This window comes from Streptomyces sp. NPDC090798, assembly GCF_044768965.1.
Lineage (GTDB): Bacteria > Actinomycetota > Actinomycetes > Streptomycetales > Streptomycetaceae > Streptomyces.
In genome coordinates this window covers 155,010-169,884 of record NZ_JBIVXA010000016.1, presented here as the reverse complement: position 1 = coordinate 169,884, position 14,875 = coordinate 155,010, and the positions used below count along the sequence as shown (strand labels likewise).

Annotated in this window: 17 protein-coding genes; 9 read left to right on the top strand and 8 right to left on the bottom strand. The window is 69.8% G+C overall.

Annotated elements, in window-relative coordinates; all coding sequences use genetic code 11:
• Nucleotides 1–247: 247 nt before the first annotated feature.
• Nucleotides 248–793: a hypothetical protein gene (locus tag ACIQTP_RS31105; protein ID WP_403405976.1), complete on the bottom strand. Its 546-nt coding sequence runs from the start codon at nucleotides 791–793 to the stop codon at nucleotides 248–250.
• Nucleotides 794–985: 192 nt separating this feature from the next.
• Nucleotides 986–1,171: a hypothetical protein gene (locus tag ACIQTP_RS31100; protein WP_403405973.1), complete on the bottom strand. Its 186-nt coding sequence runs from the start codon at nucleotides 1,169–1,171 to the stop codon at nucleotides 986–988.
• 117 nt (nucleotides 1,172–1,288) lie between these two features.
• On the opposite strand from ACIQTP_RS31100, the gene ACIQTP_RS31095 reads away from it, so the two are divergent.
• Nucleotides 1,289–1,852 carry a CGNR zinc finger domain-containing protein gene (locus ACIQTP_RS31095; protein WP_403405971.1) on the top strand — a complete coding sequence of 188 codons (564 nt, stop codon included), beginning with the start codon at nucleotides 1,289–1,291 and terminating at the stop codon, nucleotides 1,850–1,852.
• Nucleotides 1,853–1,876: 24 nt separating this feature from the next.
• On the opposite strand, the gene ACIQTP_RS31090 is transcribed toward ACIQTP_RS31095, so the two are convergent.
• Nucleotides 1,877–2,470, bottom strand: a complete 594-nt coding sequence (locus tag ACIQTP_RS31090; protein WP_403405968.1) for an ATP-binding protein — start codon at nucleotides 2,468–2,470, stop codon at nucleotides 1,877–1,879.
• Between the two features lie 157 nt (nucleotides 2,471–2,627).
• On the opposite strand from ACIQTP_RS31090, the gene ACIQTP_RS31085 reads away from it, so the two are divergent.
• The 3 genes from ACIQTP_RS31085 (at nucleotide 2,628) to ACIQTP_RS31075 (ending at nucleotide 4,656) form a co-directional block, all read left to right on the top strand.
• Nucleotides 2,628–3,224: a TetR/AcrR family transcriptional regulator gene (locus ACIQTP_RS31085; RefSeq protein WP_403405965.1), complete on the top strand. Its 597-nt coding sequence runs from the start codon at nucleotides 2,628–2,630 to the stop codon at nucleotides 3,222–3,224.
• Nucleotides 3,225–3,335: 111 nt separating this feature from the next.
• Nucleotides 3,336–3,845 carry a hypothetical protein gene (locus tag ACIQTP_RS31080; protein WP_403405962.1) on the top strand — a complete coding sequence of 170 codons (510 nt, stop codon included), beginning with the start codon at nucleotides 3,336–3,338 and terminating at the stop codon, nucleotides 3,843–3,845.
• Between the two features lie 61 nt (nucleotides 3,846–3,906).
• Nucleotides 3,907–4,656 (top strand): SDR family oxidoreductase, encoded by a 750-nt coding sequence (locus ACIQTP_RS31075; RefSeq protein ID WP_403405959.1) that lies wholly within the window; start codon nucleotides 3,907–3,909, stop codon nucleotides 4,654–4,656.
• Nucleotides 4,657–4,700: 44 nt separating this feature from the next.
• On the opposite strand, the gene ACIQTP_RS31070 is transcribed toward ACIQTP_RS31075, so the two are convergent.
• The gene (locus ACIQTP_RS31070; RefSeq protein ID WP_403405956.1) at nucleotides 4,701–6,659 is read right to left on the bottom strand and encodes a fibronectin type III domain-containing protein; all 1,959 of its coding nucleotides are present in this window, start codon (nucleotides 6,657–6,659) and stop codon (nucleotides 4,701–4,703) included.
• Nucleotides 6,660–7,193: 534 nt separating this feature from the next.
• Here ACIQTP_RS31070 and ACIQTP_RS31065 point away from each other — a divergent pair.
• Both ACIQTP_RS31065 and ACIQTP_RS31060 read left to right on the top strand, forming a co-directional pair.
• The gene (locus tag ACIQTP_RS31065) at nucleotides 7,194–8,036 is read left to right on the top strand and encodes a PP2C family protein-serine/threonine phosphatase (RefSeq protein WP_403405953.1); all 843 of its coding nucleotides are present in this window, start codon (nucleotides 7,194–7,196) and stop codon (nucleotides 8,034–8,036) included.
• 70 nt (nucleotides 8,037–8,106) lie between these two features.
• Nucleotides 8,107–9,123, top strand: a complete 1,017-nt coding sequence (locus tag ACIQTP_RS31060) for an MASE1 domain-containing protein (RefSeq protein ID WP_403405950.1) — start codon at nucleotides 8,107–8,109, stop codon at nucleotides 9,121–9,123.
• 257 nt (nucleotides 9,124–9,380) lie between these two features.
• Here ACIQTP_RS31060 and ACIQTP_RS31055 read toward each other — a convergent pair whose 3' ends face one another.
• From ACIQTP_RS31055 to ACIQTP_RS31045, 3 genes are all read right to left on the bottom strand, one after another.
• Nucleotides 9,381–10,214 (bottom strand): alpha/beta fold hydrolase, encoded by an 834-nt coding sequence (locus tag ACIQTP_RS31055; RefSeq protein WP_403405947.1) that lies wholly within the window; start codon nucleotides 10,212–10,214, stop codon nucleotides 9,381–9,383.
• A 255-nt stretch (nucleotides 10,215–10,469) separates the two neighbouring features.
• Nucleotides 10,470–10,823, bottom strand: a complete 354-nt coding sequence (locus tag ACIQTP_RS31050) for a hypothetical protein (RefSeq protein ID WP_403405944.1) — start codon at nucleotides 10,821–10,823, stop codon at nucleotides 10,470–10,472.
• Between the two features lie 72 nt (nucleotides 10,824–10,895).
• Nucleotides 10,896–11,582 carry a TNT domain-containing protein gene (locus ACIQTP_RS31045; RefSeq protein WP_403405941.1) on the bottom strand — a complete coding sequence of 229 codons (687 nt, stop codon included), beginning with the start codon at nucleotides 11,580–11,582 and terminating at the stop codon, nucleotides 10,896–10,898.
• Between the two features lie 339 nt (nucleotides 11,583–11,921).
• On the opposite strand from ACIQTP_RS31045, the gene ACIQTP_RS31040 reads away from it, so the two are divergent.
• The 3 genes from ACIQTP_RS31040 (at nucleotide 11,922) to ACIQTP_RS31030 (ending at nucleotide 13,986) form a co-directional block, all read left to right on the top strand.
• A complete protein-coding gene (locus ACIQTP_RS31040; protein ID WP_403405938.1) occupies nucleotides 11,922–12,419 on the top strand; it encodes a SigE family RNA polymerase sigma factor in 498 nt (165 codons plus the stop codon).
• A 68-nt stretch (nucleotides 12,420–12,487) separates the two neighbouring features.
• Complete coding sequence (locus tag ACIQTP_RS31035) at nucleotides 12,488–13,777, top strand: hypothetical protein (RefSeq protein ID WP_403405935.1); 1,290 nt, start codon at nucleotides 12,488–12,490, stop codon at nucleotides 13,775–13,777.
• A 134-nt stretch (nucleotides 13,778–13,911) separates the two neighbouring features.
• A complete protein-coding gene (locus tag ACIQTP_RS31030) occupies nucleotides 13,912–13,986 on the top strand; it encodes a 50S ribosomal protein bL37 (RefSeq protein ID WP_099504217.1) in 75 nt (24 codons plus the stop codon).
• 133 nt (nucleotides 13,987–14,119) lie between these two features.
• Here the strand turns inward: ACIQTP_RS31030 and ACIQTP_RS31025 are convergent, their stop codons facing one another.
• Entirely contained in the window at nucleotides 14,120–14,590 is a 471-nt protein-coding gene (locus ACIQTP_RS31025) for a GNAT family N-acetyltransferase (RefSeq protein ID WP_403405932.1), read from the bottom strand.
• Between the last annotated feature and the right edge of the window lie 285 nt (nucleotides 14,591–14,875).

Below are 14,875 nucleotides of genomic sequence, written 5' to 3'. Positions count from 1 at the left end.
CGGTACACGCCGGAGAGCTCTCCATGACCAAGGGCGAACAGGGACCATGGTTGGACTAGACCAATTGTCTGTCAAGGTTCTTTACAGTTAACTGTTCAGAACATGGCGCCGCCGCCCGCGGAACCGGGCCGTTCGGCCGGGTGGAGGCGGGCATGGGGCGGTTGGCGAATGAGCCGCGCCCCGGTCGGGTCCAGCAGTGGGGTGGCCCCACCGGGGCGGCGGACGCGGCGGTCCTGTCAGCAGGTGTTCAGCAGCCGGTCCCGCTCGGGGTGAACTCCATGCGCGCGTGCTCGTCCGTGCCGCGGGCTTCGTCGTAGGTGGCCGGGGTGACCTGGTACCAGACGTCGTCCTTGGCGGGGTCGCCGTCGACGTTGTCCAGGCTCACGCACCACCGTTGCGGCCGAACGGTTCGTGTGTACGTCTCGGTGCCCCTGCGGACCTTCTTGCACGTCTGGTATCGCTCCGTGGTGTACCAGGTGCGGGTCGTCCTGTGCGTGCCCGTGCCCGTGCGTTGTGTGTGTCTGACCTGCCTGGTGGCGGACGTGCACTGCTTGACCAGGTGCGGGCGGGTGGCCCTGGTGGTCTTCCGGGCGAGGTGGCGGACCGAGTCCCTGAGCCCGGAGACGGTGTCCGGGCTCGGCGGGGCCTTCGGGACGGTGCCCGCATCGTCCTGGCCGACATCGGTCACGGCTGCCGGGTCCACGCCGCCTGAGCCGCCCCCACCGCCGCATGCGCCCAGCCCGGCTATGAGAACCGCGGTCGCCCCGGCCACCAGCAGCCGCTTGCCGAACATGTCTCCCCCTGAGGTCAGCGGCGGTCAGCGTAACGGATCACCGGACACGCGGCGCTCGGCAGAGCATGGGAGACCTTGCGCTGTCAGAAGACCTGCGTGAAACAGCCGAAGCCGATCACGAGCACGGCCACGAGCGCCGTCAGGGCCCTGAGGACTTGTGGTGTTCTCGTCGTCATCCCGGACTCCTTTCTGTCACAGGCAGTTGCGGACGAGCCACTCGTCCTCGTTGTACGCGTCGCGCGCCGGGTCGGGCACCGTGGCGGGCCGCTCCTCGACGGTGTCCTCGACCCGAACGCGCTCCGGCAGCGTGCCGAACCGCGCCCGGCGTGCCGCCTCCGCGGCGTCGGGGGCCTTCTCCGTCCGCTCCGTCTGTGGCATCTCGCCTACCTCGCTTCGGTACGGGCGCCCGGGTCGGCGCCGTCGAGCAGTCACCAGTCCAACTGGTGATGATGCCCAGATGTTCCGGCCTCGTGCATCACCTGTCAAGATGGTGATGTGGATCTGGATCACGTCTTCGTCTGCGGGAACCCGGCGCTCGACTTCGCCGCGACACTCCGCGCTCGCCGCTCGCTACGGTTCGAGATGTTCGCCTCGCCGGACCGCCTCGACGCCTGGTACCTGGAGTCAGGAGTCGTCGACTCCGTCGCCGGGAGCCAGGACTCCGACGTCGGGCGGGCGACGGCGGTGCGGGAGGCCGTCTACGCGCTGGTCACCGCCCGCCGGCTGGGCGACGCGTACGACGACGAGGCCCTGGCCGTCCTGAACGCCGCGGCCCGGAAGCCCGCGGCGACACCACAGCTCACCCCGGCGGGCCGGTGGACGGCGGCGACCGCGGAAGAAGCGCTGTCGACCGTGGCGCGGCTCGCCGTCGAGCTTCTGGGCGGACCGGATGTGCCGCTGCTCAAGGAGTGCGGAAACCCGGAGTGCACCCGGGTCTATATCGACCGCTCGCGAGGCATGCGCCGGCAGTGGTGCGGCATGGAGTCCTGCGGGAACAAGATCAAGGCCGCGGCCTACCGTGCCCGTAAGAGGGAAACGCGGGTGGCCGCGACCGCCTGATCGACGGTCGGCGCGCGCACCGGATCAGTCGGAGGCGGGTGACGCCTCCGGCGAGGATGCCTTCGCCGGCAGTTGGAACCACATGGTCTTGCCGGTGGCCGTACTGGTGCTGCCCCAGGCCTCGGTGAGCAGATCGAGCAGGTCGATGCCGCGCCCGCCTTCCGCGTCGGCGTCGACGACGCGCCGTACGGGCCCGGCGGGGTCCGTGTCCTCGACCTCGCACCGCAGACGGGAGTCGCGCACCTGCAGGTTGAGCCGCAGCGGGCCGCGCGTGTGGCGCAGGGCATTGGTGACCAGTTCGCTGACCAGGAGTTCGGCCGTCTCGGTCAGGTCCTCCAGACCCCAGTCGCCCAGTTGCGCGGTCACCAGGCGCCGGCCCCGGCGGACCGAGGTCAGCTCCCGCGGCAGGGGCCAGGAGGCGTCCCAGTCGGTGGCGCGGCCCCTGGGTGCGTCGAAGGGGCGTACGGGTGCCAGCGTGCGCGACCAGAGGGCCTGGTGCCGGGCGATCCATGAGGTGAGCGCGGTCTTCCGCCCCGACTCCTCCTGCCGGCGGCGGCAAAGCCGGGCGATGAATCCCCTGTGCGAGGTCGCGGTGAGGCCGATGGCCTGGAAGGCCATGGGGAATCAGCTCCTTCTGGGGCGCCGGCATGTCGGGTCCCGCATTTGCGTAGCAGTCGCTACATTTCAAATATACGCGTAGCGGGCGCTACAGTAAATACCTTGGCGAAAGCAATAAATCGGACATGTCTCAACCCTGACCGCACTGGGAGCCTCCATGCCGCGCCCGCCCGACCCGGCCAAACGACGCGACCTGCTGGACCAGGTCCGCGAGTACATGATCCGCAATGGCCTGACGGACCTGTCCCTGCGCCCGCTGGCCCGGGCCCTGGGCACCAGTGACCGCATGCTCCTGTACTACTTCGGCAGCAAGGAACGCATGGTCACCGAGGCGCTCGCCCTGGACGAGCGGCGACCGCTCCTGCGTGCCAGGAGTCTGCTCGGCGGCGGCGACGCCGACAGGGACCCGGCGTGGCTCCGCGGGTTCATGCAGGAGGTCTGGCAGCGGTTCAGCGCCCCCGACCTGCGCGCCGCGCTCCCCCTCTATCTCGAGATCACGGTCACCGGTCTGCTCCGTCCCGACCGGTACGCGCCCGTCGTGCGCGACGCGCTCACCGAGTGGAAGGACCTGCTCACCTCCGTCTTCCGCGACATGGGCCTGTCCGACGCGCGAGCCCGCACGGAGGCCGTCCTCCTGGTCGACGCGTCCTTCGGCATGGTCGTCGGACCCCTGATCAAGGGTGACTGGAACGAGGCGGACGCGGCCTTCAGCCTTCTCCTCGACCGCCTCGAACCCGGCTGGCGAGCCACGTAGCGAACGCCGCCCCGCTGCGTGCGAGGCCGCGGACGACGTCGCGCGAGGGGCCGTACAAACCGGTACGTTGGGAATGAAGGGCACATCTCCGCCCCCCGTGGGAGTCCCGCCATGCGCAGGATCAGTCAGCGCTGCCCGAGTGTGGTCGCGGCCCTGGCCGCCGCCCTCGTCCTCGCCCCGCCGGCGTCGGCCGCGACATCAGCCCCGCACAGCCGGCCGAACACCCAACAGCGCACGGAAACATTCCAGTTGGTCGCCAGACAGACCCAGTCCGAATCCCTCGACCTGGGCAAGAAGGGGCTCAGCCGGGGTGACGAGCTCGTCATCGCCGAGGACCTGTACCGCGACGGCCGGAAGATCGGCGACCACAGCGTGGTCTGCGTTCACGTCCACCTCGGTCCGAGCGAGCTCCAGTGCGTGGGCACCTTCGCTCTGCCGCAGGGGCAGATCACCTCGCAGGCGCTGCTCCACCTGCCGCCCGCCCCTTCCATCGACATCGCCGTCACCGGCGGTACGGGCGCCTTCAGTTCGGCCCGGGGCTACGTCCACACCGTCCCCGCCGGGAAGACGGTTCGGAACCTCACCTTCCACATCACCGTTGACGGCCCTTCAGGAAACTGAGTCCCCGTTCCGCACGCCGGAGTGAGGTGTTCCACGACCAGGCCGATACCCGGAGGCAGGGATGACGGACAGCGAACCGGACCACGGCTACGGCCTCGCCGGCCGGACGGTCGTGGTCATCGGCGCCAGCGCGGGCATCGGACTCGAGACCGCCCGCCAGGTACGTGCGGACGGCGGCCGGCTGGTCCTGGTCGGCCGCAACCCCGAACGGCTGCGGCAGGCCGCGCTGGAGCTGGACCCCGTCGGCACGGCCGCGTTCGACGCCACCGACACCGACCGCCTCCAGCAGTTCTTCCAGGATCTGCCCGGACCGGTCGACCACGTACTGGTCACAGCCGGCGGCCCCTCCTACATGCCGTTGGAGAGCATGGACCTCGCCGACGCGCGCCGCGCCTTCGACGAGCGCCTCGGCCTGACACTCGGGATCGCCCTCTACAGCCGTGAGAAGATCCGCGCCGGTGGCACCCTGTTGTTCATCGGCGGCACCGGCGGCCGACGCCCCGGTGTCGGCATGGCCGTGGCGTCGGCCGCCACCGCGGCCCTGCCCGCCCTCGTCGCCAACCTGGCGCTCGAAATGGCGCCGGTCCGGGTGAATCTCATCGCCGCCGGATTCGTCGACACACCCCTGTCGGCCTCGCTGCTGGGGGAAGGGCTCGACGCCCGGCGCGAAAAACTGCGCACCACGCTTCCCATCCGACGGGTGGTCGGCCCGGCCGACGTCGCCGCTCTCGCCGTACACATCACGTGCAACGGCGCGCTCACCGGGGCGACGTACGACATCGACGGTGGCCAGCAGCTCCTCTCCCACTGAGAGCCGCCGGGGCCGGTGTCTTGCGCCCCGGTGAGCCCACGGGGTCAGGAGACGGTGAAGTTCAGGACGGCGGCGGTGGTGCTGTCGCCCCTGCCGTAGTGGCCGAGTGCGTACACCTGGAGGGTGCAGGAACCCGTGGAGGCCGGACGCCAGGTGAGGGTGCCGGTCTCGCCGTCGATGTGACGCCAGACGGTGGAGCCGCAGGCACCGTAGAACCGCCACTGGTAGCCACTGAGCCGGTGGTCCCTGTCGGCCTCGGCGGGTTTCACGTCCACCACGAAGTCGCCGGTGCCCGGGCTGCCCTCATGGACGACGGTGAGCTGCGGCGGGCCGGCGGACGCGTAGGCCGCGACGTCCCGGTCGACGCTGATCGTCCCGGAGGATGCTCCCTCGCCGGGGAGGGGCCCCTGGACGCTCTCCGCCACGACGTAGTAGTACGAGCGTCCGGCCGGGGCGGACGGGTCGACGATGCCCCTGGCGTACGCCTGTGTGAACGCCACGCCCGTCCAGCCGGTGCGGGGGTCCGCGCTGCGGTAGAGGCGGTATCCGTAGACGTACCTCTCGCTGCTCCCGTCCGGGAGGGCGAAGGACACCACGTTGCCGTCGTCGCGCGGGGCGCCCGTGGTGACCTGCGGGACCGGCACATCGGCCGGGCGGGGCCGGGTGACGAGCACGCCGGTGACCGGGGACAGGTTCCCGTACGCGTCCACGGCCTGTACGCGGTACCCGAACTGGTAGCCGGCCGGGGCGTTCCAGTCGTTGAAGGAGGTCCCGGTGACGATCTCCGGGCCGTCCTCGTCCGGCTCGCCGACGACCGACGCGGTGATCTCGTAGTGATCGACGTCGGGGGAGGCGGAGGCGTTCCAGCTGATGAGGTTGCCCCAGCTGCCGCCGACCCCCGTCAGGCCGGTGACGGCGGCCGGCGGGGTGGTGTCGGGGGCGCCGGTGGTGCCGGCGGCCGAGGCGGCGGACACGTTGCCCGCCGCGTCCCGCGCGGTGACCTTGTAGAACCACTCCTGCTTGATGTCGGCCGCGGAGTCCGCGTACGTGGTCCCGGACAGCCAGTCGGACACCGCGGTGTAGGCGCCGTCCACGGTGGCCGAGCGGAGCACGCGGTAGTCCTGTGCGTCGGCCGTGGCCTGCCAGCCGACCCGCACGGTCGCCGCGTTCACCGTGGCGGTGACGGACCGCGGCGCGGCGGGGGCGGTCCTGTCGACGGTCGCGACGGCCTGGTCGGCGGTGCCGGTGGACTCGTTGCCCGCCTTGTCGTAGGCGCGGACCTCGTAGTAGTAGGTGGCGCCGGAGGCGGGCGGGGTGTCGGTGGCGGAGAGGGCCGTGGTGGTGGCGACCCTGCTCCAGGCCGTGCTGCCCTTGAGCCGCCGGTAGAGACGGTATCCGGCGAGGTCCATCTCCTTGTTCCTCGTCCAGGACAGGGTGGCCTTGTCGCCGGCGGCGGAGTAGGACACGGCGGCCCCGGCCGGGGCGAGGGGTTTGACCTTGTCGACGACGGCGTCCGTGCGGGGGGCGTAACCGAACTTGACGTTCGCCGAGCCGGTCCAGGCGACGAAGTCGACGCGGAGGGTGTGTTTCCCGGCGGGGACGGCGAGGTTGACCGTCTTCTTCTGGGTGGTGGAGACGTCCTTCCAGAGGCTGATCTTCCGGGCGCCGTCGAGGTAGACGCGGATGCCGTCGCGGGCCTCGGCGGTCAGCGTGAAGGGGCCGCCGGAACCGAAGTCCCGGGTGACGCTCCAGCGGACGGAGAAGTTGTCCTTGGGCAGGGTGACGTTCGGCGGATCACCAGTACCCCAGTTCTCGTTGATCGTGGTGGCGCAGGCCGTGCGCCTGGGCGTGCCGCTGAAGGACGTGTTGGCGTAGAACTGGGCCTGCCAGGCGGGTGAGGCGCAGGTGACGGCCGCGGCGGCGGGAACGGCGGTGAGCAGGCCGCACGCCGAGGCGAGGACGGTGACGGCGGCAGCCGGTCTCAGCCGGTGGGAACGAGGCACAGGGGGCAAGCCCTTTCGGGAAGGCCCGCGACGACGGTACGCGATACGCGATACGCCGTAGGAAACGTCAGTCCAGTGCATTGGATCCCCCCGACCATGACACACCGCCGCAGCAGATCATCCGCCACGCCAGTGGCCTACGGCAACCCAATTCCCCACATGGTCACGGAAGTTGCAGGAGGGCGGACCGTGGGGCCGGAGCCGTGCCCGGCCGCCTCGTGTCCCAGCGGGAGTTGATGGCCCGGCGCAGTTCGTGGTGACCGTGCCCTTGAGCAGGACGCCCCGGCCGGGCCTCGTACGACCGCGTGATCGCCACTCGCGGTGTACGCGCCGTTCCCGCGGCACGGAGGCAGCGGACGACTCCGCAACCGCGAAGCCCCTGACGACCGCCTGCGCCCTCCCCTCAGGTTCTGTTTTCGCTGGTCGTAGCGGTGGCAGCGCCGTGTGCGCCGGACAGGATGGGCTGCCTGTAACAGGGGTACCGTGAACTCGTGACTTACGGCGCAAATGCGAAAAAACCTGAAATGTGATGCCATGCCTCGCCGTCGCACCGATTCGTCCAGTGGGACCGCAGAGCTGCTGGACACGCTCGGTGATCTCACCGGCCGGATCCTGGACCTGATCAAGGTCCAGCAGGCCCGCGTGGAACTCGCTGCCGCGCTGCAGCGCCAGGTCCTCGCCGCGGAGCTGCCGGTCCTGCCATACCTGCGGGTGGCGGGACGGTACGCACCTGCGCGGGCCGGGCTGGACATCGGAGGCGACTGGTACGACGGCTTCCTCATGCCGGACGGCTCGGTGGGATTCGTGATCGGAGACGTGCAGGGCCATGATGTCGAGGCCGCGGCTCTCATGGGGCAGGTGCGCACCTGTCTGCGCGCCGTCGCCACCGCCACCACGGACCCGGCGGAGGTACTCCGGCGCACCAACGACCTGCTCGTCGCCATGGACTGCGGGCTGTTCGTGACCTGTTCGTTCCTGCGCTTCGACCCGGTCACCAGAGAGCTTGCCGACGCCCGCGCCGGACACGTCCCCGCCGTCTGGGCCACGGCCGACGGCTGCTGCGACATCGTCCAGAACGACGGCGGTCTGCCGTTGGGCATCCAAGCGGGCGAGAGCTACCGGTCGACCCGCCGACCGCTCACCGGCGTGGGTGCGTTCGTGCTGCTCACCGACGGCGTGGTGGAAGGCCCCAGCTATCCGATCGAGGAAGGGCTCGAGCAGGTGGCCGACCTGCTCGTCGGCGCCTGTCGCACCGACCCCGACGAGCTGGCCGCGCAGGTGATCAAGGTGGCGGATCTCACCGGTCACAGCGACGACGCCGCGGTCCTTGTCCTTCGTTACGGAGGGCTCCAGGAACAGCGGCAGGGCGAAAAATGAGTGGTATGCGAAGTATGTGCGACCCCGGCGGGGTACGCCTCGCCCGGTGTGACCGCTGGGGTGGGCGAACATGAGCAATGCGGCGCGCGATGAGCGGCTCCGGCGGTACACCGTCAAGGGCCTGCAGCTGGCTGCCGTCGCGGCCGCTTACTACGTCAGTGCCAGGATCGGGCTGCAGCAGCAACTGGTGCGAGGGCAGGTCACGCCGCTGTGGCCGCCCACCGGCGTCGCTGTCGTCGTCCTGATGCTCTGGGGCCTTCGCATGTGGCCGGGAATCGCTCTCGGGGCGTTCCTGGTGAACGTGATGCTCGGGCCGTCGATCCTCCCCGTGCTCGCCATCGCGGTCGGCAACACGCTCGCCCCGGTCTGCGCCTACCTCCTCCTGCGGCGTGTGGGATTCCGTACCGAACTCGACCGGCTGCGGGACGCTCTGGCGCTGGTCTTCCTCGGGGCCCTGAGCGGGATGCTGATCAGCGCGACGCTCGGTACCGGAGTCCTGGTGGCCTCCGGCGCGCTGGCGGCCCATGCTTTCTGGCCGACCTGGTCGGTGTGGTGGACGGGCGACGCGATGGGGGTCCTGGTCATCGCGCCGCTGCTGCTGGCCGCGCGCACCGCCCGATGGCCACACGGCGTACCTGTCCTCCGGTGGGTCGAGGCGGTAGCCCTGCTGGGCGGCACGGTCGCGGTCGGCATGGTGGCCACTCACAGCTCGGTCGACCTTCTCTTTCTGGTCGTCCCCTTCCTGATCTGGGCCGCCTTCCGCTTCCAGCTGGTGGGCGCCGCGCCCTGTGCGCTGATCGCCTCCGTGATCGCGATCGACGCGGGTGCCGCCGGGGCGGGGCCGTTCTCCGGTCGCGATCTCCTCGCCAAGATGGTCATCCTGCAGGCCTTCAACGGCACCGTGTCACTGACGGCCCTTCTGCTCTCGGCGGTCATCACCGAGCAGAGCCGCACCCTCCGGGAGATCGAAGGGGCCTGTGAGCGCCTGAGGGAGGCGCTGTCCCGGCTCGCGCCGGGCGAGACGCTCGATCAGTGGCCGTCTTCCCGCCCGGAAGGGCCGGATCACCAGAAGTGGCATCGCCCCTGAAACGCTCGGGAAAACGCTCGGGAAGCGACGGCGTTGGCCACGAAGTCCGCGTGTGCGACGTCTCTCTGGGGGCGGAAAGGGGTCCGAAGTCCTCCACCGGACCGTGCCCTTGAGGCTCACCTCGCTCACCGCGTCACCGGAGGTGCTGGACGGGCCGGGCCTGGCACGGCAGCGAGCCGGCGGCCCGGCCACGGCTCGACCGCACCCCGGCAGGCTTCGGGACCATGGTCGAGAACGCCGCCGGGGGTACGACGTGGTCAGGCCGGGGCGTCGGGCTTGACGATCGTGCCGACGAAGTCGCCGATGGCTCCGAGGGTGCGTCCCATCTGCTCGATCTGCGGGAAGTGCCCGGCGTCGGGGATCGGTGCGAAGTGCCCGTTGGGGAACGAGTCGGCGTAGCCGCGCCCGTACTTCAGGGGCGCTATGCCGTCCTCCTCGCCCCAGACGACCAGCACCGGCACGGTCACCCGGTGCAGTCGGCCGCGCAGCTTCGGGTCGTACGTGAACCCCTCGCCCCCGTACACGGCGAGGGTCTTCTGGTTGGCGCCGGCCGCGGCCCGCTGCGCATCGCTGAACGAGGCGAAGTCGGGGCGGAACCGCGCGTTGGCGAAGGACAACCGGCTCACCTCGGCCGGCGCCAGGGTGCGCGGGTCGACGACCCGGTTCTCCTTCATGTGGGCGTGGATGCCCACCGCGTTCAGCAGGGTCAGCGCGCCGATCCGGCCGTGGTTGTCGCGCAGGGCCATCTCGGCGGCGATCCAGCCGCCGATGGAGTTGCCGACCACCATGACGCCCTTCAGGTCCAGTGTGTCGAGCAGATCCAGGTACGCGACGGCCAGGTCGGCGACGGTGTCGAACCGCTCCGGGCGGGCAGTGCCGTCGAAGCCGGGGTGGGTCGGTGTGACGACGTACACGTGCTCGGACAGTGCGGACGAGATCCCGGACACCGTGCGCGGGCCGGCACCGCCGTGCAGGATCAGCACGCCGGTGCCCTCGGTGTTCTCGCCGTACTCCTCGATCGTGACGGACAGTCCGCCGGTCAGGTCGATGGTGCGGGAGGTGGAGGTGGAGGTGGAGGCGGAGGCGGTCATGGTGAGGTCCTTGTCATCGCGTGGTGAGAGCCGACTCTCATGAATCTAGGAGGTTCGCTCTCCTTATGCAAGTGAACTCTCACGACGAGACTGGACTATCCATAAGCGCGGAACCACGACAGAAGGCGCGGGAGAGGCCCGGCCATGCAAAAGCCCCAGGCCACGGACCTGGGGCTTCAAGAGGAGAGGGTGACGAGACTCGAACTCGCGCTCCGGCTTGGGAAGTTCAGTTGACTCAAGGGCCGGTCCCCGTGGTCAACCGTCGTCGGCGGCACCACGGCGACCATGGAAGTCTTCCCATGCCTGCCGCTGGATGTCCTCGGCGTTCGCGAGGAGCTTGTCCAGGGGCTCCGCGGCCCCTGAAGGAGGAGGGGGCATCCGCGTGAGCGTGTCGTAGAGGTAATCGCAGGCTTCGGCTTCGGTGCCGAAGCGCCGCATGACACTGTCCTGGGAACGTTGGCGCAAGCCAACGGTCCAGGCATCCCTCTCACGGCGCAGGAAGTAGTAGGCGTCCGGTTGGACGGGGACGTCGTGGACACCGGCAATCTCGTAGAACGCCTCGGGAACGTCCGCCTCGCGAAGTCTTTCGACGAGTTCCGCGCTGTCCATCAGGTCCGTCCCGTCGCCCGGTTCAAGGTGGCCCCCGACGTGTGGGCCGAGGCCACCCCGGCCGTTGTGAGGTCAGGCTACCGGCAGCGCGTCCAGGAACTTCGTCGTGACGAGGTCCGCGACCGACGGTTTCGTGACGTACTGGAGACCCAGGCCGGGCTGGCCGAACCAGGGCCTGATCGGGCCGGCCTCGACGGTGAACGGCTTGAGGACCCGGTAGAGGTGGTAGCTGTACGGATAGTCCTTGACGTAGGTGTCGAGATTGCTCGGCGGAATCGCGCGCTTGGCGTACGGCGTGCCCGCGGGGGCGAGGAAGTTGCCGAAACCGCTGCCGAAGAGGTCGACCAACTGGCCCTTGCGGAGCGTCACGGCACGCTCGACCGGCTTGCCGTTCTTCAGTACGAAGCCGTTGTTGTCGGGATACCACCAGCCCGACTTCCCCGTCTGCGGATCCGTCTGCCAGTAGCACCCGAGGAACCAGTATGCGGAGGTGTGGTCCGTGCGGTGATAGCCCCTCAGCATCCTGCCGAGGGCGCCTGTCTGGGTGAGGTAGGCCGGTCCCAGCCGCCAGTCGTTGAGGAAGTAGCGCTGGTATGCCGTTTGCGGTGCGGTGTTGGATCCGCGGTTGTGGTGCGTGGTCGGGCAGTACGCGGCGTTCCCCGCACGGGCATGGTCGGCTTGGGCCGTTGCCGGTGAGATGCCGATCAGCAGGAGGAGCGACGCGAGGGCGCTCCCCACGAAGGCACGCAGTACGCGCATTCGGTGTCCCTTCTCTTCCGGCGCCCACCAGGCGCCGCGTGAGGGCGGCCGGCCGGTCCCGGTGACCGGCCGGCCGCCTCATCGTGTTGCAGGGCTCAGTTCATGCGCGGCACACGCACGAGGGGCGAAGGCGCCGCAGATAGTCACCCGAACCGATGAGCACAATTCCTCGGACAGCCGAAGACCGGAGACGACGGCCCGGCCCGCGAGGGACTCCCTGGCCGGCCGCGCCCCCTTTCACCGGGAGCTCCGTCGGCACCGTTACCTGTCGTCGGGGTGTAACGCGGAGGCGTTCCCACCGCGTGTAAGGGGTGACGTTCGACCACGAAAGGACACACGGTGAGGGAAGCACCCGCGGACTACCTGGAGTTCGCAGTCGCCCGCAGCGGGCCTCTGTTCCGGACCGCCTGTCTGCTCACAGGCGACTGGCACCTCGCCGAGGACCTGGTTCAGGAAACCCTCGCCAAGATGTATCGCTCCTGGCGGCGGATCAGCCGTGCGGAATCCCCGGTGGCCTATGCCGACACCGTGCTGGTGCGGACCTTCCTCTCCCAGCGCCGCCGCCGTAGCTCCACCGAGCGCCCCATCGACCGGCTTCCCGACACGGCCGGCCCGGCGCAGGACGCGGAACTACGGATGGCCCTGCTGGACGGCTTGGCCCGGATGACGGCCAAGGACCGTGCCGTGCTGGTGCTCCGCTACTGGGAGGACCGCTCGGTGGAGGAGACCTCACGGGTGCTGCATCTGTCGCCGGGAGCCGTCCGGACCCAGAGCATGCGCGCCCTGCAACGGCTGCGCGCCCTGCTCGGCAATCAGCTGGCCGATCTGACCGCATGACGAGCACGGCTTGGCGGCGCTTGGCGCCCCGGGTCCCGACCAACGCCCCAGACGAACGGAGATCCACCATGTCACTCAACGAGGACCTCGAGGTACAGCTGCGCGCCATGAACCCCGCCACCGGCGAGTTCCCGCCCCACTCCGCCGACCTGGTACAGCGCTCCATCGCCCAGGGCCGGCGGATGCGGCTGTTCGGCGCCACCCGAGTCGCCGCCGTCACGGCCCTCGCGCTGGTCACCGCGGGCGGCACCCTGATGGCCACGGACGCCTTCGGCAGCCGGGGCGGCGACGGCACGCCCGATCAGCTGAGGGCCGACGCCCCAGCCCGCTCCACCGGGCAGCCACCCTCCCGGGAGCCATCGTCCATCAGCGAGGACGAGATGGTCCGTACGCTGGAGAGCCTGTTGCCGCCCGGCGGCACCGTCTCCGCGGCCTCGGGCAGGGGTTCCCAGTCGGACGGCCCCGTCGTCTGGCCGACCGCCAAGCTCACCTATTCCACCGCGAACGGGTCCGCCGGCATCGACCTCGCCATCGCGCGGCTGGAGTCCGACATCCCCGCCGACCAGCAGCAGGGCCAGGCCGGATGTCTTCCGGTGGAGGTGCGCCCGTACGACAAGTGCACCACCGAGAAGCTCCCCGGCGGTGCGGTACTCAACACCACCAAGTCGTTCACCTACCCCACCAGCGACACCGGGCAAAAGCGCTGGTACGTGGTGTTCACCACCGCTGACGGGGTTCAGCTGACAGTGCAGCAGTTCGGCGGCGGCGGCGAGAAGGGCTCGTCCAGTGGAGCCGACCCGCTGTTGTCGATCGCCCAGCTGACCTCCATCGTGCGCAGCCCGGTGTGGAGCAAGGCGATCGCCGCGGTGCCGGCGCCGGAAGAACCCCCCTCCACCAGTGCCTCCACCGGCACGAAGCGCGTACCCGGCGCACGTATGACCCGGGTGCTGAAGTCACACCTGCCCCAGGGCGGGACCCTCTCCGACCTGAACGCCGGCGACGGGATGGTCCAACTGGTCTACGACGACAGCCATGGGAAGAACATGGTGGAGGTCGACGCGCAGTACGACAGGACCGCCCTCCTGGCCGGGCACATGGGCTGCGCCGATGTCACCGGTGAGTGCCAGGCCATGACGCTGGCCGACGGCACCAAGGTCAAAAAGGTCAAGGGACGTTCGGAGAAGGGCGGCTCGGCCCTGGTATGGCTGGTCGACACCCTGCGTCCGGACGGCCGCCGAGTGGTGGCGCGGGAGGTCAACTCGTACGCCGAAGCGGGTCCGGTGACGCGCCCTCAGCCCGCGCTGAGCACGGACGAACTGCTGAACATTGTGCTCGACAAGCAGTTTTTCACGGGCTGAGCGCCACTACGTACGGTAGCGGAACGCTCACTCGGCCTGGGCGGCTGCTCCCGCGGCACCGCTGATGCGGACACCCCGGTGCAAATCTAGACTGGCGAAGGCGTAGAAAGTACCGGATTAGGGAGATATGCACCATGGCCAAACGAGGGAACAAGCGACGCGGCCGTAAGAAGAAGAAGGCCAATCACGGCAAGCGTCCCAACGCCTGAGCCGACCGAGCGGACGGCCGCGGGGTCCCATGTCTTCGCCACCCGGATCGAGGACGAGGACTGGGATCCCGCGGCGGTGCGGGAGCACGGCAGAGAGCCGGACCCGAAACCGTCCGCGGTTTCCCGTATGAGCTCACCGAGCGGGGAAGGTGAGCCGCAGAACGATCTCACCGTCGTCCATCTCCCCGGTGGGCTCGAACCCGAACCCCTGGTAGAAGGGCCACGGTTCGCCGTCGCCGGGCTCGTAGCTGGTCAGCAGCTCGGTGGCGCCGTCCGCGCGCACCAGGGCGGCGATCTGCGTGAGCGCCTCCCGGCCGATCCCTCGTCGCTGGTACCGCTTGTCCACGAGGAGGCGCCACAGGAAGTGCCGCCCTTCGAAAGGACCGGCCGGCGGCTTCCATGACAGCATCACGAAGCCGACTGGCTCGTCGCCGCGGTACACGGCGCGGTACCAGGGATTGGCCTCCGGTTTCTTCGCCGCCTCCTTGAGCGAGTGGGACACGGAGGCGACGAACTGCTTCTGGTCACGCCGGACCCGGAGGGCACGAACGGCATCCCGGTTTGCGTCGGTGATCTCCCGTAGGTGCACGCCTGGGGACCTCATGCCACACCCCTTCCGCATCCGGCAGCCGCGCCATCCGGACCGATGTGAAGAGCCGCCACCGGGCGGCATTCCCTTGTGCGTACGCGTTGTCGAGGACGCCAGGTTGGACGTCTTCGCAGCGTATTCGACCCGGGCGATCTCGAGCGGGACTGGCACGCCGGGCTGCGACCGCGTCCGAGGCGGCTCCTGGTGGAGAGCGGTTCGGCTGACGTGGCGATGCTCGCGCCCGGAGCCCGGAGCCCGGAGCCCGGAGCTTCAGCACTTCAGCACTTCAGCACTTCACCT